Below are 15694 nucleotides of genomic sequence, written 5' to 3'. Positions count from 1 at the left end.
GCTGCCGCCGTAGCGGCCGAAGGGCGTGCGCAGCGCGTCGCAGATGTAGGCGTGTCGAGTCATGGTCGTCTCCAGGAATGTGTGGGGGCCCTCAGGCCCGCTTGAGGGTGACGCCGGGCGTCAGGGCCTGCAGGTCGCGCAGCGTGAGGCCGGGCGCGAGTTCGATGACGGTGCACTCACCATCGGCCAGGTCGATCACGGCCAGGTCCGTGTACAGGCGGCTCACGCAGCCCAGGCCCGTGAGCGGGTAGCTGCACTCGGGCACCAGCTTGGCCTGCCCGCCCTTGGTGAGGTACTCCATCATCACGAAGGTCTTCTTCGCGCCGATGGCCAGGTCCATCGCGCCGCCCACGGCCGGAATCGCATCGGGCGCACCGGTGTGCCAGTTGGCGAGGTCACCGGCCGCGGACACCTGGAACGCGCCCAGCACGCAGATGTCGAGGTGGCCGCCGCGCATCATCGCGAAGCTGTCGGCATGGTGGAAAAAGGCGCCGCCGGGCCGCAGCGTCACGGGCTGCTTGCCCGCGTTGATGAGGTCGAAATCTTCCTCGCCGGCCGCGGGCGCCGGGCCCATGCCGATGACGCCGTTCTCGGAATGCAGCACGACCTCCTGGTCGTCCGCGAGATGGTTCGCCACGGCGGTGGGCAATCCGATGCCGAGGTTGACGACGGCGCCGTCGGGAATGTCCCGCGCGACGCGCGCGGCCATCTGCTCGCGCGTCCAGCGCGCGATGGGCGACGTGGACAGGGTGGCTTGTGGGCTCATGATGGGCTCCTCGTTCGGTTCAGGCGGCGCGCTTGAAGCCACCGGCCGTGGTGGCGACGCGCTCGACAGGCACCACGCGCTGCACGAACACGCCCGGCGTGACGATCGTTTCGGGGTCCAGCGCTCCGAGTTCGACGACCTCGTGCACCGTGGCGATGGTGATCCGGGCCGCCATGGCCATGACGGGCCCGAAGTTGCGCGCCGTCATGCGGTAAGTCAGGTTGCCCCAGCGGTCGCCCGTCTCGGCCTTGATCAGCGCGTAGTCGGCATGGATGGGAGACTCCAGCACGTACATGCGCCCGCCGATCTCGCGCGTTTCCTTGCCCGCGGCCAGCGCCGTGCCGTAGCCCGTGGGCGTGAAGAAGCCGCCGATGCCCGCGCCCGCGGCGCGGATGCGCTCGGCCAGGTTGCCCTGCGGCACCAGCTCCAGCTCGATCTCGCCGGCGCGGTAGAGCGCGTCGAAGTGGTGGCTGTCGGCCTGGCGCGGGAAGGAGCAGACGATCTTGCGCACCCGCTTGAGCGCCAGCAGCCGCGCCAGCCCCGCGTCGCCGTTGCCGGCGTTGTTGTTGACGATGACCAACTCGCGCGCGCCGGTCTCGATCAGCGCGTCGATGAGCTCGTTGGGCTGCCCGGCGGTGCCGAAGCCGCCGATCATGACGGTGGCACCGTCGCGGATGTCCGCCAGCGCATCCAGCGGCGAGGACACGATCTTGTCAATCATGGGAAGGCTCCAGGAGAGTGGCCAAAACGTCGCCGCCAGCTTGTGCGCCGAACGTCAATATGTTCTAATTACGAACATCAGTTCTATAAACGAACATCATGGCGCGCAGACTAGGGACGCCGGACTTGCCTGTCAAGGCATGCCGGCACGTCCCGTGCGGCCTTCATGGAGCAAAGAGATGCCGACCAAGCGTGCCGAACCGGCCCCGTCCGCCGAGGGCGAGGGTGACGAACTCAAGCCCAGCGACAGCTACGTGCAGTCCTTCGCGCGCGGGCTGGAGGTGTTGCGCAGCTTTGGCGCGGGCGTGCCGGCGCAGACGCTGTCGGAGGCGGCCGAGCGCGTGGGCCTGACGCGCGCGGGGGCGCGGCGCATCCTGCTGACGCTGCAGACGCTGGGCTACGTGGAGCAGGACGGGCGGCAGTTCCGCCTGACGCCCAAGGTGATGGAGCTGGGCTTTGCCTACTTGAGCGCGCAACCGTGGTGGCACCTGGCGCAGCCGCTGATGGAAGAGCTGACGCAGCAGCTGCAGCAGTCCACCTCGGCGGCGGTGCTGGACGGCGACGAGATCGTGTACGTGCTGCGGGTGCCGATGCAGAAGATCATGTCGATCAACCTGGGCGTGGGCTCGCGGCTGCCGGCGCATGCCACCTCGATGGGCCGGGTGCTGCTGGCCGGGCTGGCCGAGGAGCAGCGCGAGGCGCGCGTGGCGGCCATGGCGCTGCAGCCGCTGACGCCGCGCACCATCACCGACCCCGAGAAGCTGCTGCGCACGCTGTCGCAGGTGCGGCGCCAGGGCTTCGCGCTGGTCAACGAGGAGCTGGAGCTGGGGCTGATGTCGCTGGCCGTGCCCATCAAGGACCGCGCCGGGCGCGCGGTGGCGGCCATCAACGTCAGCAGCCCGGCGCGGCGCCAGTCGGCCGCGGAGTTGCAAAAGCAGGCGCTGCCGGCGCTGCAGTCGGTGGCCGAGCGCATCAGCTCGATGCTGCCGCACTGATCTCCCTGCATGGGGGCGCATGGAGTCGCTCCCCGGTGGCGACGCCCTCGAAGCAGCGCGGCTGCCTCGGCCCGGTCATGGGGTTTCCACTGAAGGCCTATACCGCAAAGGTATTGCCAAGGACGTGAACGATATTGGACAGGGCCCTGCCGGGCGCCGAACATGTACCCATCCCCACGCGATACCCGGCACGCAGCCCCCGCGACCGTATCCAGGTCGCCATGGCCCGAGCCACCTGAAGGAGTACCCCCATGCTGTTCCACGTCCAGATGACCGTGCACCTGCCGCACGACATGCCCGCCGCGCAGGCCGACGAACTCAAAGCCCGCGAGAAGGCGATGGCGCAGGAGCTGCAGCGTGCCGGCACCTGGCGCCACCTGTGGCGCATCGCCGGGCGCTACGCCAACGTCAGCGTCTTCGACGTGGCCAGCCCGCAGGAGCTGCACGACACGCTCTCGCGCCTGCCCCTGTTCCCCTACATGGACATCGAGGTCCAGGCCCTGTGCCGGCACGCCTCGTCGATCCATGACGATGACCGCTGAGACGGTCCGTCACTGCCTCGAACTCCACCGGAGCCGAGGAGACGCCATGAGCAACGAATCCACCGTCCAGCAGCTGCCGGAACGCGCCAACGGCGCGCGTGACGGATTGAAGCGGAGGTTGCCCGTGATGAACCGTCTGAACCGCCGGACCGTGCTGGCCGCGCACCCGTCCAAGCCCGTGCGCTGGATCGTGCCCTTTCCGCCCGCGGGGGCGATGGACGTGATCGCGGAACGCGGCATCCGGGCGGATTGATCCGACTTCTTGATTGAAGCTGCAACGCCCGGGAGTGGACGCCCCCCTGGCGCGACCGCCCCGGCAAGAACGGCGGCGACCATCGATGGAGGAGAAGCTGAGCGCCGCCAAGGCGCCGCGCCGCGCCGCGCGCAGCCAGGGCCGCGGCCTGACGAGCGATGAATCTCACCTGGCACGCTTGATGCAAGTTACTTGTCGAGCACGCCAGGCCTTCAAGCAGGGCGTGAAGGAGTCACCGCCATGAGCACGCTGCAACTTGAACATCCGGGCTACGAGCTGCATTTCGAATCCCTGGACGGCACGGCGCGCGGATTCGCGCTGCCGTGCGACGCGCGAGGGCAGGTGGACATGGACAGCCTGGAATCCGCCGTGCTGCACCATTACCTGTTCGCGCGGGCGCTGATCGGGAAACTTTTCCGGCTTCCGGCGGTGAGGCCGCGAGGGAAAATCTTCAAGATCTGAAAACCAGCCCCTCAACGCAGTTCCTCAACGAGCCGCGCTTCGAAACAATGCGAGGTCGATCGCGTTGCCCATGGCTTCATAGCCGGCATTGTTGGGGTGCAGCGAATCCCCGCAGTCGAAGCCGGGCCGCATGCGCCGTGGATTGTTCGGGTCACGCAGCGCCGCATCGAAATCGATGACGGCATCGAACTCCCCGCTGTTGCGAATCCATTGGTTCAAGGCCGAGCGCTGGACCTCCTGGCGATTGTTGGCCTTGCCAAACGGCGTCAAGGTGGCGCCGATGATTTTCAGGCCCCTGGCTCGCGCCTGAGCGATCAACGCACGATGGCCGGCAATGAGGTTGTCGGCCGCAACACCTTTCTTGATGTCGTTGATACCGAGCAGCACGATGGCAAATTGGGCACCGGGTTGGTCCAGTACGTCGCGCTCGAACCGCTGCCGTCCGCTCGGACCGCGGCCCGCGCTCAGCAAGGCATTGCCGCCAATACCCTGATTCAGCACCGCCAGGGATTGGCCGTTGTCAGCGAGGCGGCGTGCCAGCACGTCCGTCCAGCGCCGGTTCTTATTGGCGGAGGACCAGGCGCCATTGGTGATGGAATCTCCAAACGCGACGACGGCTGCCGCCGGCGGGCTGCTTTCCACCTCCACGCCGGAGAGGAAATACCACGATGAAGAGCAGTTCTGGTAGCGCTGGCCCTCGGTGCACAGGTTGGAAAACACGCCCGGCTGCGCTGCCGCCGCGACGAAATTGCCCTGCGTGGAGACGTAATTGGTTTGCCGCGATTTCAGGTGCTGCGTCGCCGCCGGCGTGGGTTGCGGCAGGTAAATGCTCACGGCCAGGTCTTGCAGGCTCGACACGCGCAAGCTGACCGGATCGCTCACGGCCGTGGCGCCCGGCGCCAGCGTGATGCCGGCCTGGCCGTTGAAGGTCAGGGTTCGATTCGAGCCGGGTACGGCGGACGGTCCGGAAGCCCGCAGCGCAATACCGGCTTCGCCAATCACCAGCGCCTGCTTGCCGTAAGCATTGCTCAGCCGCACCCGCACCCGGTTGCCGCCCAGGCTGGCACGAACGATTTGCCGCAGCGTCTGGTGGTTGAACTGGGGGCCGTCCATTTCGCTGCGAGTCGCCGCCGGTTGCGGTGCCGAACTCCAGCTTCCTACCCAATACCCACTCGCCACACTGGCATCGAGCTGGGCCGTCTGGGAACTTGCCGGGCCTGCGAGGGAAATCAGCAGACTGGCCAGCGCAGAGGTGAAGAAACGGCGGGCAACGCGATATTCCATTGGAGCGTCCAGGGAGAAGCCAACAGGGAAGCCCGTCGCCCCGAGGCGCGAGCGCGAGACTGGGACGTCATCGGCAATTTCGGGACCGCGGCGGCGCCAGGGACTTCACCAACACATCCAGGGTGCCGTGCCGGACCGGATGCGGCGTGGCGCGCCAGCCTGCCCCCTCATCCCTGACGGCCGACGATCGACGTCTCCGTGGAGGGCCTTTTCGTCGCCGTGGCGATATGGGCACGCATTTCAAAGGCGACGCTGCCGGCCGGCTCCAGGTAAGGAGCCAAAACCCGCTCTGACTCGTACAGGATCCGGCTGATCTGGTTTTCGTCCAAATCCACCCCCATGACCGGCAGCCAGCCGCGAAGATCGGCCTCGACCATCGTGCGAATGCTCGGAAACTGGGCCATTTCGGTTTCGGTCCGGATCGCGACCGAATCCGCCCCCGCCATCGTCAGCAGCTCGGAAAAACGCGCCGGGTCGCCCAGAACGAAAGGTGCGCGCAAGGCATCGGCCGCTTGCTGGCCGGCAAGCCGTTCCAGCAGCGCTACCAGAGCGGCATAGGCTGGAATATGTTCCAGCGCATCCCACACGACCACGAACAATTGGCCCCGGGGTACGAGCACCCGGAGCATTTCGCGCAAGGCCTGGAGACGGTCCGCGAAGAACATCAGGCCGAACTGGCTCACCACGGTGTCGAAAGCCGCATCCGCAAAGGGAATGGATTCGGCCACGCCTTGCTCCCAATGAATACCGGGCGCGAGCTCCGCCGCCACGGCCAGCATGCCGGGATGAGGATCCAGCCCGGCGACCGAAGCGCCCGGGCCGGTGCGCCTGTGAATCTCTCGGGCCAATATCCCCGTGCCGCAGGCCACGTCCAGGACACGAAGCCCCGGCTTGGCCTGAACGGCGTCGGCCACCTGGGGGGCCCATGGGTGGAACAACGCTGGCACGAATACCAGCTCATAGGCCCAGGCGGCGTCCAATTGGGCTTGCGATGCGGACTGGGCCATGGACTTCTCCCCGCAACCGGCCCATCCACACGCCACGCACACGCATTTGGCCGGCCCCGTCGTCTATTCCAAGCGGCATTGGCGACAGGTAGATATCAATTAATTATCAACCCTGGCGCAATGACTTCAAGGAACATTGATGCAATTTACGTTGCAAGGGACACCAAAATGGCATCCGAACAATGCAAATACCTCCCAAAACTTACATTGACAATATGACAAAAGTGCGCACTTGCTTTTGATCATTTAATCATGCGGGTAAACCCAGGTTTTCAGCCACCGGCCCGCCGCAACCTCGGTCCGCCTCGTCCAGCGCCAATTCCACCCGCGGCCGGCCGTCCACGCCGGGCTCGATGCGCACCGCGCCCTGGAACACCGCCTCCAGGGCGCGCTGCAGCGCCGCCTCGCCCGGCGCACCCGCGGCCACCACGCGGCCCTGGGCCATCACCACCACCTGGTCGGCACGCAGCGCGATGGGCAGGTCGTGCAGCACGCTCACCACCGCGCGCGGCTGCGCCGGGTCGCGCGCCAGCCGCGCGAACAGCCGCGCCAGCGCCACCTGGTGCGGCGCGTCCAGGTGCGTGGTGGGCTCGTCCAGCAGCAGCAGCGGGGCCTCGGTGGCCAGCGCACGCGCCAGCAGCACGCGCTGGCGCTCGCCGCCCGAGAGCTCGCGCAGCCGCCGCTGCGCCCAGCCGCTGCATTCGGTGAGTGCCATGGCCTGCGCCACGGCCTGCGCATCCGCCGGCCCCGGCGTGCCCAGCAGGCCCAGCCGCGCGATGCGGCCCAGCGCCACCGTCTCGCGCACCGTCAGCTCGCCCGTCACCTCGCCCTGCTGCGCCAGCCAGGCCAGCTCGCGCGCCCGCTCCGAAGCCGCCAGCCGGTGCACCGGCCGGCCGTGCAGCCGCACCTCGCCGGCCGCCGGCGCCTGCAACCCGGCCAGCGTGCGCAGCAGCGTCGATTTGCCCGCGCCGTTGGGGCCGACGATGGCGGTCCAGCCTGGGCCGAGCGCCAGGTCCACACCGCGCAACGCCTCGCGCCGGCCCAGTTGAACCACCACGCCGCGCGCCTGCAGCGCCGGCGCAGCCTTGTCCTGGATCGCACCGCTCATGACATCCCCTGCCGGCGCAGCAACAGGAACAGGTACAGCCCGCCCACCACGGCCGTGACCACGCCCACCGGCAGCTCCTGCGGTGCGATCAGCGCGCGCGAGAGCACGTCCGCCCCCAGTAGCAGCACCCCGCCCATGGCGGCGCTGGCGCCCAGCAGCCAGGCGTGCGCGCCGGGCGCGTTGCGGCGCACCAGGTGCGGCGCCACCAGGCCCACGAAAGCCACCAGCCCCGCCTGCGACACCGCCAGCGCCGTGCCCAGGCTCAGCAGCCCCACCAGCACCAGGCGCACCCGCGCCAGGTCCAGCCCCAGGCTGGCGGCGCTGTCCTCGCCCAGCGTGAGCGCGTCCAGCGCCCGCGCCAGGCGCAGGGCCAGCCACAGCACCAGCGCCAGGCCGCCAGCCATCAGCAGCAGCGCGGACCAGCCGATGAAGCTGGTGCTGCCCAGCATGAAGGCCTGCTTGCCGCGCAGCGCGTCGGGGCTGAGCACGGTGAGCAGGTCGCTGGCCGCGCCCAGCAGCACCGCCACCACCACGCCCGACAGCAGCAGCCGCGTGGTGTGCAGCGCCCCGCGCGCCAGCGACAGCGTGAGCACCACGCCGGCCAGCGCGCCGCCGAAGGCCGCGGCCACCAGTCCCACGCGCTCCAGCCAGGCCACGGTGGCCAGGCTCAGCACCACGCCACCCAGGGACGCGCCGGCGAGCACGCCCACCACGCCCAGGCCCGCGCCGGCGGCGGCGCCCAGCAGGTAGGGATCGGCCAGCGGGTTGCGGAACAGACCCTGCGCGATGGCGCCGCCCAGCCCCAGCAGCGCGCCCACCAGCGCCGCGCCCAGCGTGCGCGGGGCGCGGATCTCGCCCAGGATCAGCCCCGCCTGCTCGCCACGCAGCTCTTCCAGCAGCCCGGCGGGCGAGAAGCCGTTGGAGCCGGTGGCCAGCCCCGCGGCCAGGCCCAGCGCGCCCAGCAGCGCCAGCGCCCAGGCCAGGCGGCGCCGACGCCGCGCGTCGGGGTCCGGGGCGCCCAGCGCCAGGTCGTTTCCTGCCTCGCAGACGGCCATCGCTCAGCTCCCGCCCAGCCGCGCCAGGCAGCCGGCCAGCACGCCGGCGGCCTCGCCCAGGCGCGGCCCCGGGCGCACCAGCATGTCGTACTGCGCCGTCTCGAAGCCGCAGCGGCGCTCGTTGCGGATCGCCGCCAGGGCGCTCCAGCCCGGACGCTCGCCCATGCCCGCCTGCTCGCGCCTGGGGCCCAGGATCAGATCCGGTTGCGCGCGCACCACGAACTCCGGGTTCAGCTTCGGGAACGGGCCCATGGTCGTCGGCACGATGTTGGCCATGCCCAGCCGCGCCAGCGTCTGGCCGATGAAGGAACTGGCGCCGGCCGCGTAGGGCCCCCCGCCGATCTCGAAGTACACGCGCTGTCCGCGCACGGAGGCGGGCACGCGGCGCGCGGCGGCCTCCATCTCCTGCTCGATGCGCGCCCACACGCGCCGCGCCTCGGCCGGCGTGCCCAGCAGGCGTGCCAGCTGCTCCAGCGTGCGCCGCACGTCGGCATGGGTTTCGGGCTTGAGCCGTACCACGCGCAGGCCCAGGGCTTCGAGCCGGTCCAGCGAGCGCGCCGTGGACGAGCCCAGCACCACGTCGGGCCTGAGCGCGGCGATGGCCTCGATCTGGGCGTCTTCCATCCCGCCCAGGCGCGGCAGCTTCGCCAGCTCCGCCGGCCAGTTGGAGTAGCGGTCCACGCCCACCAGCCGCGCGCCGCCGCCCAGCGCCCACACGCCCTCGGTGAGCGAGGGCAGCAGCGAGACGATGCGCCGCGGCGGCGCCGCGAACCGGTGCTCCTGGCCGCGGTCGTCGCGCAGGACCAGGGGTTCACCGGCGGCGGGCAGCGCGACCAGCGTGGCGGCCAGTGCAAGGGCGGACAGCAGGGTGCGGCGAGGCCATCTGCAATTCATCGTTCGCCTTTCACCGTCATCTCGCACCCCGCCACCATCAGCGTCACGCGCCCGCACAGTGCCGCCACGCGCTGGTGCAGCAGGCCCAGCGCATCCAGGAAGGCGCGCGTCTCGCGCCCCAGCGGCATCACGCCCAGGCCAATCTCGTTGGACACCAGCACCACCGGCGAGGCGCACTCGCGCAGCGCCCGCAGCAGCGCCTGCTCGTGCGCGCGCCAACCCGCCTCGTCCAGCGCCACGCCGCCGAGCGGCATCAGGCACTGGGTGAGCCACAGCGTCAGGCAGTCCACCACCAGCAGCCGCGATGGTTGCGCAAGCTCCCGTATCGCGGCCGGCAGCTCCACCGGCGCCTCCACCGTGGCGAGCGCGCCCACGCGCTCGGCGCGGTCCAGGCGGTGGCGACGGATGCGCTCGGCCATCTCCGCGTCGGCCGGCAGCGCGGTGGCGATCAACGTCGCGCTGCGCGCCGGTTCGGCCGTCAACCAGGCCTTGGCGCGCAGCTCCGCCGTGCGCGACTTGCCGCTCTTGGCGCCGCCAAGGATCAGCTCATGGGACATCGGATTTATGCCAGGGGCTCCGAACCAAACAGCCGCGCCGCCAGCACCGGCGACGACGGGAACCAGGGATGGAACCAGCTCGCGCGCAGGCTGCCGCGCACGTACACCGGCTCGCCGGCACCGGCCGCTGCGCCGCGCGCGGGCTCGGTCTGGAAGGCCGGCGCCAGCGCCGTCTCGAAGCGCGACCAGTGGAAGCTGTGGCCGCGCAGCTCCTCGCCGCCCAAAGTGAACCGGTGCGGACCCAGCGCCGCCAGCCGCCGGCCCAGCACGGCCGTGCCGGGCAGCAGGCCCCACAGCGCATGGGCCTGGCCCTGCTTGTCCACCAGGGTTTCGGCCAGGGCCATCATCCCGCCGCACTCGGCCCACAGCGGGCGCCCGGCAGCGACGTGGGCCGCGATCTGCCCGCGCAGGTCCATGCGCGCGGCCAGCGCCGCGGCGTGCAGCTCGGGATAGCCGCCGGGCAGCCACAGCGCGTCGCACGCGGGCAGCGCATCGCCGGCCAGCGGCGAGAAGAACGCCAGCTCCGCCCCCATCGCGCGCAGCAGCGCCACGTTGGCGGGATAGACGAAGGCGAAGGCGGCGTCGCGCGCCACGGCGATGCGCCGGCCTGCCAGCAGCGGCGGCACGCTTGCGGCGGCATCAACGGCCGGCGCCTGCCAGCGCGGCCAGTCCTGCAGGGCGCGCCGCCCCAGCGGCGTGGTTGCCAGCGCATCGGCCGCGCGGTCCAGGCGCTCCAGGGCATCGGGCAGCTCGCCCGCCTGCTGCAGGCCCAGGTGGCGCTCGGGCAGCGACAGGCCCGCGTCGCGCGCGAGGTGGCCCAGCCAGCCCGCCTCGGGGTCCAGCGCCTCCCGCAGCATGTCCGCGTGGCGCGCGCTGCCCACGCGGTTGGCCAGCACGCCGGCCCACGGCAAACCAGGGCGCCAGGTGCGCAGGCCATGCGCCACGGCGCCGAAGGTGCCGGCCATAGCGCCGGCGTCGATCACGGCCAGCACCGGAATGCTGAAACGCCGCGCCAGGTCGGCGGCGCTGGGCTGGCCGTCGAAGAGGCCCATGACGCCTTCGACGATCAGCAGCTCCGCCTCGCGCGCGGCCGTGGCCAGACGCATGGCGCAGTCGGCCTCGCCGTTGATCCACAGGTCCAGTGAGTCCACCGGCGCGCCGGTGGCCAGCGCGAGCCACTGCGGATCGAGGAAGTCGGGGCCGCACTTGAAGGCGCGCACGCGCGCACCGGCGCGGGCATGCAGCCGCGCCAGCGCCGCCGCCACGGTGGTCTTGCCCTGGCCCGAGGCTGGGGCGGCGATCAGGATGGCTACCGTCATGTCCGGGCTCCCGTTACAGCGCGGCGTAGCGCAGCGTCAGCAGCAGCTCGCGCCCGGGCTGGTTGAAGCCGTTGGCGGTTTCGTACCGCCGGTCGGCCACGTTGTTGAGCTTGAAACCCAGCCGCCAATCCCGCGCCATGCGCCACTCGGCATGCAGGTCCAGCACCGCGTAGCCCGCCAGGCGGGTCTTGTTGGCCTCGTCGTCATAGCGGTGGCCGGCGCCCAGCAGCGCGCCGCCGATGGTCCAGGCGCCCAGGCGGCGCTGCGCCGACAGGCGCAGCAACTGCCTGGCGCGCCGCCGCAGCACCTTGTCGAAATGGGCCGTGCCGACGCTTTCATTGCGCGGGTCGAGCTGGTCGGCCGAGGCCGCGAAGCTCCAATCGTCCAGCTGCAGGTCATAGGACACGCTCACGCCGTCGATGCGCGTGCGCGGGACGTTGGTCGGTGCCGGGCCACTGGCGATGTGGCCGCGGATGCGGTTGTCGTAGTAGGCCGCGCGCAGCTGGTGCGGGCCGTCGGCCCAGCGCAGGTTGATCTCGCGGTGCCGGCCTTCCTCGGCCTGCAGGTTCGGGTTGCCGAAGCCGGGGTAGTAGAGCTGGTTGAAGCTGGGCGCCACGAAGCTGGAGCCGGCCGAGGCACCCACGCGCAGCGTCGGCAGCACGTCGTAGCCGTAGCCCACGCTGCCGGTCGTCTGGCCGCCGAACTGCGAGTTGCGGTCGCGCCGCACCGCCACCTGCCAGTGGTGCGCATCGGCCGCGCCGTCGAGGCCCAGCGCCACGGCGTTGATGCGGCGCTCGGACTGCGTGAACGGCTGCCCCGGACGGCTGACCTGCTGGCGCGTGTGCTCGGCCAGGACGAGCACCATGCCCAGCGGCGTAGCCACGCTGTTCTCCCAGCTGAGCTGCTCCTGCACCGTGGCGATGGTGCCCACGTTGGCGGCCTTGGCGCTGGCCACGGTGTCGTACTCGTTGGTGGAGCGGGCCGCGCGCAGCGTGGTGCGCCACGCCCCCGCCACCGGGCCGCTGGCCTGCAGCGACAGCACTTGCGTCAGCAACTTCGCGCGCGAGTCCGCGCCGGCACCGTCGTCGAAGCGGTTGCGGCCTTCGCTGCGCAGCGCGCCCGCTTCCGCGCGCCATCCGCCGCCCAGCGCGAGGCCCAGCCGCACGTCGGCGCTGTCCTGGTCGAAGCCGTCACGGTCGGGGTCGAAGTTGCTGGCCGCCTTGGGGTTCGTGGCCGAAAAGCCCGCGTAGCGCAGCGTGCGCAGGTTCACGCTGCCGTCGAAGGCGCCTTCGCCGAAGCGCAGCCCGGCCCCGAGCTGGCGCCAGCCGTGCGAGCCCACGCCGGCCACGGCGCTGGGCGCCAGGCCCTGCGCGCCGCGGCGGGTGAAGACCTGCACCACGCCGCCGACCGCGTCGCTGCCGTACAGCGCCGACAGCGGCCCGCGCACGATCTCGATGCGCTCGATGGCGTCCAGCGGCAGGTTGTCCCAATCCGGCGTGCCCGTGGTGGCCGAGCCGTAGCGCACGCCGTCGATGAGCAGCAGCGTGTGGCGGCCTTCCAGGCCGCGCGTGTAGACGGTCGAGGTCTTGCCCAGGCCGCCATTGGCGGAGAACTGCATGCCCGGCTGCGACGCCAGCACTTCGGGCAGCGTGCGGCTGCCGGCAGCCTCGATCTGGGCGCGCTCGATCACCGTGACCTCGGCCAGCGCATCCGCCACGCGGGTGGGCGTGCGCGTGGCGCTGACCACCACGGCCTCCAGGGGCTGCGCGGCAGCCAGGGCCACGAGCTGGTCCTGCGCCATCACGGCAGCAGGCGCCAGGGACAGCACGCCGGCGGCGTGCGCGAGGGAACGAGCCGGGCGGCTCTTGCGGGAAAGGGACATGGAGGCGTCACCAGGAACACATCGCGCGCCGCCGCTTCCCCGCAGCCGCGCACCTCACGACATCACGCGCCTGCGCGCGCAACGTCACCTCGTTGGCCGGTATCCGGGCTGGCGGAGACGACCCATGTGCCCTTCCCAGGCATGCGACGCGCACCAGAGGCGGCGCCCAAGGCCCAGTGGATTCGACACGAGTTGAGGAAAGTGAATTCCTCGTCCGCTTACCGTTGCGGGGGCAGCTCAGGTTGCGGGCGTGGCGGCGCTTGCCGCGAGCCCATCCTGATTCCCGTTGAACTGTCCGGCCAGGCGGCCGGGACGAGCACCAACGGCGCGCATCATAGCCGCACAGCGCCGGGACCGGCCACCATCTTTGGCCCGCCTGGAACTACAGATGCATGCGCAACCTTGTGTGGAATGCCGCGCCAGGCCGCTAGAATCCGTCCCCGTTGGTGCTCGGACCGGTGTTCCGCCGGTCCGGTTAAACGGGAATCAGGAAGAGCAGCCGCGCCGCGGCACTCCTGCCTGAGCTGCCCCCGCAACGGTCAACGGCCGGGGTTTCATTCGAAGCCTCATCCGGGTTCTCGCCCACTGGAAGCCAGGCGCTTCCGGGAAGGGTTCCCCGGACGCGCCGCCAGCCCGGATACCGGCCAACGGGGAGCCGCGTGCGCGCGGCATGGTGCACGGTGGCCGCGGGGAGGCTGCTGCCGGCGTTCAGTGCATGTCGTCCCATGACTCTTTCCCAGGCTTCGCGGCCCCTGCGCCGCGCCCATCGGCCCCTGCCGGCATAGGCCCGCGCCTGCCTCCGTCATCCCCGCCTGCGCGGCAATGACGAGATCGTCATCGATACAGCGCAGCTCACGGGCAAGACGCCAGGAACGGTCTGCGGAACAGCCATGCGCCACCACCGTGGCCTCATCCCATGAACACCCCCTTCACGCCTGACGACCGCGAGTCTCTCTACCGCGTCATCGCCGCCCGCCGCGACATGCGCCACTTCATCCCGGGCACGGTGGAGCCGGCCATCCTGCGCCGCCTGCTGCAGGCCGCGCACCAGGGCCCGTCCGTCGGGCTGATGCAGCCCTGGCGCTTCATCCGCATCACCGAGCCCGCCCTGCGCCGCGACATCGCCGCGCTGGTGGACGCCGAGCGCCAGGCCACGGCCGAAGCCCTGGGCGAGCGTGGCGCCGAGTTCATGCGCCTGAAGGTCGAGGGCGTGCGCGAGTGCGCGGAGCTGCTGGTGGCGGTGCTGGCCCCCGACGACGGCACGGTGTTCGGCCGGCGCACGCTGCCGCAGGAGATGGCGCTGTGCTCGCTGGCCTGCGCCATCGAGAACCTCTGGCTGGCCGCGCGCGCGGAGAACCTGGGCCTGGGCTGGGTCTCGCTGTTCGAGCCCGAAGGCCTCGGCGCGCTGCTGCACCTGCCGCCGGGCGCGCGGCCCATGGCGCTGCTGTGCCTGGGGCCCGTGGCCCGCTTCTATGACGAACCGATGCTGCAGGCCGAGGGCTGGCGCCAGGCCCGGCCGCTGGACGAGCTCATCCACACCGACCGCTGGCCGCAAGACCGCTGAACACCCCTGAGGAGAAGGACCCCCGCATGGACATCGAAACGCCCCCCACCGCCGCCCGCTACGAGCGCCCCGACGGCGAACGCCGCGGCCTGGTCATGGTCCACACCGGCCACGGCAAGGGCAAGAGCACCGCCGCCTTCGGCCTGGCGCTGCGCGCGCATGGGCGCGGCAAGCGCGTGCACGTGTTCCAGTTCATGAAGGTGCCCAGCGCCCGCTTCGGCGAGCACCGCGTCTTCGAACAGCTGGGCATCCCCATCGAGGGCCTGGGCGACGGCTTCAGCTGGAAGAGCCGCGACCTGGACCATTCGGCCGAGCTGGCGCGCCAGGGCTGGGCAAAGGCGGAAGCCATGATCCGCGCCGGCGAGCACTTCATGGTGGTGCTCGACGAAATCATGTACCCGCTGCGCTACGGCTGGCTGGCGCTGGAAGACGTGCTGCGGGCGCTGCGCGAGCGGCCCGCGCACGTGACGGTGGTGCTCACCGGGCGCGGCGCGCCGCAGGAGCTGATCGACCTGGCCGACACGGTGACGGAGATGGCGCTGGTGAAGCACCACTTCAAGGCCGGCGTGCCGGCGCAGCGGGGCATCGAGGACTGATGGCGACCGTCGCTCTGGCCTGCGCAGTGGCGCTGGCGCTGGACCGCGCCTTCGGCGAGCCGCCGGCGCGGCTGCATCCCGTCGTGGGCATGGGGCACTACCTGGGCGCGCTGGGACCGCGGCTGCTGCGGCTGCCGCCCCAGGCCGCCTTCGCCGGCGGTGCGCTGGCCTGGCTGGCCGGCGTGAACGGGGTGGTGCTGCTGGCCTGGCTGCTGCAACGCACGCTGCTCGAAACACTGCCCTGGTGGGGCGCGGCGCTGCTGCTGGGCCTGCTGCTCAAGCCGCTGCTGTCCTGGCGCATGTTGCGCGACGAGGTGACGGCCGTGGAGTCGGCGCTGGAGCGATCGCTGGACGAGGGCCGGCGCCAGCTGCAGCGGCTGGTGAGCCGCGACACGACCCGGCTGCAGGCGCACGAGGTGCGCGAGGCGGCCATCGAGACGCTGGCGGAGAACCTGAACGACTCCGTCGTGGCGCCCCTGTTCTGGTTCACCGTGGCGGGTCTGCCGGGCGCGGCGCTGTACCGCTTCGCCAACACGGCCGACGCCATGTGGGGCTACCGCGGGCGCTGGGAATGGGCCGGCAAGTGGGCCGCGCGCGCCGACGATGCGCTGTCGTGGCTGCCGGCGCGGCTGACCGCGCTGCTGCTGTGCCTGGCCGCCGGCCGCCGGCCCGCGGGCCTGGCGGGCGAGG

Annotated in this window: 18 protein-coding genes and 2 riboswitches; of the genes, 8 read left to right on the top strand and 10 right to left on the bottom strand. The window is 71.2% G+C overall.

The genetic code is table 11. The annotated features are described in order from the left end of the window. Positions 1-91: 91 nt before the first annotated feature. On the bottom strand, positions 92-766 hold the full coding sequence (locus Q0741_RS09195; protein WP_298232904.1) for a 3-oxoacid CoA-transferase subunit B: 675 nt from the start codon (positions 764-766) through the stop codon (positions 92-94). Positions 767-785: 19 nt separating this feature from the next. Then, positions 786-1487 (bottom strand): 3-oxoacid CoA-transferase subunit A, encoded by a 702-nt coding sequence (locus Q0741_RS09190; RefSeq protein ID WP_298232903.1) that lies wholly within the window; start codon positions 1485-1487, stop codon positions 786-788. A 178-nt stretch (positions 1488-1665) separates the two neighbouring features. Between Q0741_RS09190 and Q0741_RS09185 the strand changes: the two genes are divergently transcribed. From Q0741_RS09185 to Q0741_RS09165, 5 genes are all read left to right on the top strand, one after another. Then, on the top strand, positions 1666-2481 hold the full coding sequence (locus Q0741_RS09185) for an IclR family transcriptional regulator (RefSeq protein ID WP_298232902.1): 816 nt from the start codon (positions 1666-1668) through the stop codon (positions 2479-2481). A gap of 251 nt (positions 2482-2732) precedes the next feature. Continuing rightward, on the top strand, positions 2733-3023 hold the full coding sequence (gene catC / locus Q0741_RS09180; RefSeq protein WP_298232901.1) for a muconolactone Delta-isomerase: 291 nt from the start codon (positions 2733-2735) through the stop codon (positions 3021-3023). A 46-nt stretch (positions 3024-3069) separates the two neighbouring features. Then, complete coding sequence (locus Q0741_RS09175) at positions 3070-3276, top strand: hypothetical protein (protein WP_298232900.1); 207 nt, start codon at positions 3070-3072, stop codon at positions 3274-3276. 85 nt (positions 3277-3361) lie between these two features. Further along, positions 3362-3520: a hypothetical protein gene (locus Q0741_RS09170; RefSeq protein ID WP_298232899.1), complete on the top strand. Its 159-nt coding sequence runs from the start codon at positions 3362-3364 to the stop codon at positions 3518-3520. Further along, positions 3517-3738 carry a hypothetical protein gene (locus Q0741_RS09165; RefSeq protein ID WP_298232898.1) on the top strand — a complete coding sequence of 74 codons (222 nt, stop codon included), beginning with the start codon at positions 3517-3519 and terminating at the stop codon, positions 3736-3738. Before Q0741_RS09170 ends, Q0741_RS09165 begins: the two co-directional genes overlap by 4 nt. 24 nt (positions 3739-3762) lie before the next feature. Here the strand turns inward: Q0741_RS09165 and Q0741_RS09160 are convergent, their stop codons facing one another. From Q0741_RS09160 to Q0741_RS09125, 8 genes are all read right to left on the bottom strand, one after another. Beyond that, positions 3763-5022 carry an SGNH/GDSL hydrolase family protein gene (locus tag Q0741_RS09160; RefSeq protein ID WP_298232897.1) on the bottom strand — a complete coding sequence of 420 codons (1260 nt, stop codon included), beginning with the start codon at positions 5020-5022 and terminating at the stop codon, positions 3763-3765. Between the two features lie 167 nt (positions 5023-5189). Then, complete coding sequence (locus tag Q0741_RS09155) at positions 5190-6029, bottom strand: methyltransferase domain-containing protein (protein ID WP_298232896.1); 840 nt, start codon at positions 6027-6029, stop codon at positions 5190-5192. Between the two features lie 250 nt (positions 6030-6279). Then, on the bottom strand, positions 6280-7137 hold the full coding sequence (locus Q0741_RS09150) for an ABC transporter ATP-binding protein (RefSeq protein ID WP_298232895.1): 858 nt from the start codon (positions 7135-7137) through the stop codon (positions 6280-6282). Continuing rightward, positions 7134-8192, bottom strand: coding sequence for an iron chelate uptake ABC transporter family permease subunit (locus Q0741_RS09145; RefSeq protein ID WP_298232894.1), 1059 nt, complete (start codon positions 8190-8192; stop codon positions 7134-7136). Before Q0741_RS09145 ends, Q0741_RS09150 begins: the two co-directional genes overlap by 4 nt. Before the next feature lie 3 nt (positions 8193-8195). Next, on the bottom strand, positions 8196-9086 hold the full coding sequence (locus Q0741_RS09140; protein WP_298232893.1) for an ABC transporter substrate-binding protein: 891 nt from the start codon (positions 9084-9086) through the stop codon (positions 8196-8198). Beyond that, positions 9083-9643, bottom strand: a complete 561-nt coding sequence (locus Q0741_RS09135; protein ID WP_298232892.1) for a bifunctional adenosylcobinamide kinase/adenosylcobinamide-phosphate guanylyltransferase — start codon at positions 9641-9643, stop codon at positions 9083-9085. The genes Q0741_RS09140 and Q0741_RS09135 overlap by 4 nt, the downstream gene beginning before the upstream one ends. A 5-nt stretch (positions 9644-9648) precedes the next feature. Continuing rightward, complete coding sequence (locus Q0741_RS09130) at positions 9649-10962, bottom strand: cobyrinate a,c-diamide synthase (RefSeq protein ID WP_298232891.1); 1314 nt, start codon at positions 10960-10962, stop codon at positions 9649-9651. Between the two features lie 13 nt (positions 10963-10975). After that, complete coding sequence (locus tag Q0741_RS09125) at positions 10976-12844, bottom strand: TonB-dependent receptor (protein WP_298232890.1); 1869 nt, start codon at positions 12842-12844, stop codon at positions 10976-10978. Between the two features lie 76 nt (positions 12845-12920). Next, a riboswitch (cobalamin riboswitch) is annotated at positions 12921-13183 on the bottom strand. A gap of 88 nt (positions 13184-13271) precedes the next feature. After that, positions 13272-13508, top strand: a riboswitch (cobalamin riboswitch). A 252-nt stretch (positions 13509-13760) separates the two neighbouring features. Here Q0741_RS09125 and bluB point away from each other — a divergent pair. The 3 genes from bluB to Q0741_RS09110 all read left to right on the top strand — a co-directional run. Then, the gene (gene bluB / locus Q0741_RS09120) at positions 13761-14408 is read left to right on the top strand and encodes a 5,6-dimethylbenzimidazole synthase (protein ID WP_298232889.1); all 648 of its coding nucleotides are present in this window, start codon (positions 13761-13763) and stop codon (positions 14406-14408) included. Positions 14409-14434: 26 nt separating this feature from the next. Next, on the top strand, positions 14435-15004 hold the full coding sequence (cobO, locus tag Q0741_RS09115; protein ID WP_298232888.1) for a cob(I)yrinic acid a,c-diamide adenosyltransferase: 570 nt from the start codon (positions 14435-14437) through the stop codon (positions 15002-15004). After that, positions 15004-15694: CobD/CbiB family cobalamin biosynthesis protein (locus Q0741_RS09110; RefSeq protein ID WP_298232887.1), on the top strand; the 691-nt coding region annotated here is incomplete at its 3' end. The genes cobO and Q0741_RS09110, both read left to right, overlap by 1 nt.

The sequence above is a fragment of the uncultured Azohydromonas sp. genome, assembly GCF_937926365.1.
Taxonomy (GTDB): domain Bacteria; phylum Pseudomonadota; class Gammaproteobacteria; order Burkholderiales; family Burkholderiaceae_C; genus Azohydromonas.
The sequence above is the reverse complement of the archived record's forward strand: the minus strand, read 5'-3'. Positions and strand labels throughout refer to the sequence as shown.

Coding starts and splice junctions, on each gene's coding strand:
- Q0741_RS09190 (WP_298232903.1), bottom strand. CDS start 1,487: ATGATTGACAAGATCGTGTCCTCGCCGCTGGATGCGCTGGCGGACATC.
- Q0741_RS09125 (WP_298232890.1), bottom strand. CDS start 12,844: ATGTCCCTTTCCCGCAAGAGCCGCCCGGCTCGTTCCCTCGCGCACGCC.
- Q0741_RS09140 (WP_298232893.1), bottom strand. CDS start 9,086: ATGAATTGCAGATGGCCTCGCCGCACCCTGCTGTCCGCCCTTGCACTG.
- Q0741_RS09160 (WP_298232897.1), bottom strand. CDS start 5,022: ATGGAATATCGCGTTGCCCGCCGTTTCTTCACCTCTGCGCTGGCCAGT.
- Q0741_RS09165 (WP_298232898.1), top strand. CDS start 3,517: ATGAGCACGCTGCAACTTGAACATCCGGGCTACGAGCTGCATTTCGAA.
- Q0741_RS09155 (WP_298232896.1), bottom strand. CDS start 6,029: ATGGCCCAGTCCGCATCGCAAGCCCAATTGGACGCCGCCTGGGCCTAT.
- catC (WP_298232901.1), top strand. CDS start 2,733: ATGCTGTTCCACGTCCAGATGACCGTGCACCTGCCGCACGACATGCCC.
- Q0741_RS09195 (WP_298232904.1), bottom strand. CDS start 766: ATGAGCCCACAAGCCACCCTGTCCACGTCGCCCATCGCGCGCTGGACG.
- Q0741_RS09135 (WP_298232892.1), bottom strand. CDS start 9,643: ATGTCCCATGAGCTGATCCTTGGCGGCGCCAAGAGCGGCAAGTCGCGC.
- bluB (WP_298232889.1), top strand. CDS start 13,761: ATGAACACCCCCTTCACGCCTGACGACCGCGAGTCTCTCTACCGCGTC.
- Q0741_RS09150 (WP_298232895.1), bottom strand. CDS start 7,137: ATGAGCGGTGCGATCCAGGACAAGGCTGCGCCGGCGCTGCAGGCGCGC.
- Q0741_RS09170 (WP_298232899.1), top strand. CDS start 3,362: ATGGAGGAGAAGCTGAGCGCCGCCAAGGCGCCGCGCCGCGCCGCGCGC.
- Q0741_RS09175 (WP_298232900.1), top strand. CDS start 3,070: ATGAGCAACGAATCCACCGTCCAGCAGCTGCCGGAACGCGCCAACGGC.
- cobO (WP_298232888.1), top strand. CDS start 14,435: ATGGACATCGAAACGCCCCCCACCGCCGCCCGCTACGAGCGCCCCGAC.
- Q0741_RS09185 (WP_298232902.1), top strand. CDS start 1,666: ATGCCGACCAAGCGTGCCGAACCGGCCCCGTCCGCCGAGGGCGAGGGT.
- Q0741_RS09145 (WP_298232894.1), bottom strand. CDS start 8,192: ATGGCCGTCTGCGAGGCAGGAAACGACCTGGCGCTGGGCGCCCCGGAC.
- Q0741_RS09130 (WP_298232891.1), bottom strand. CDS start 10,962: ATGACGGTAGCCATCCTGATCGCCGCCCCAGCCTCGGGCCAGGGCAAG.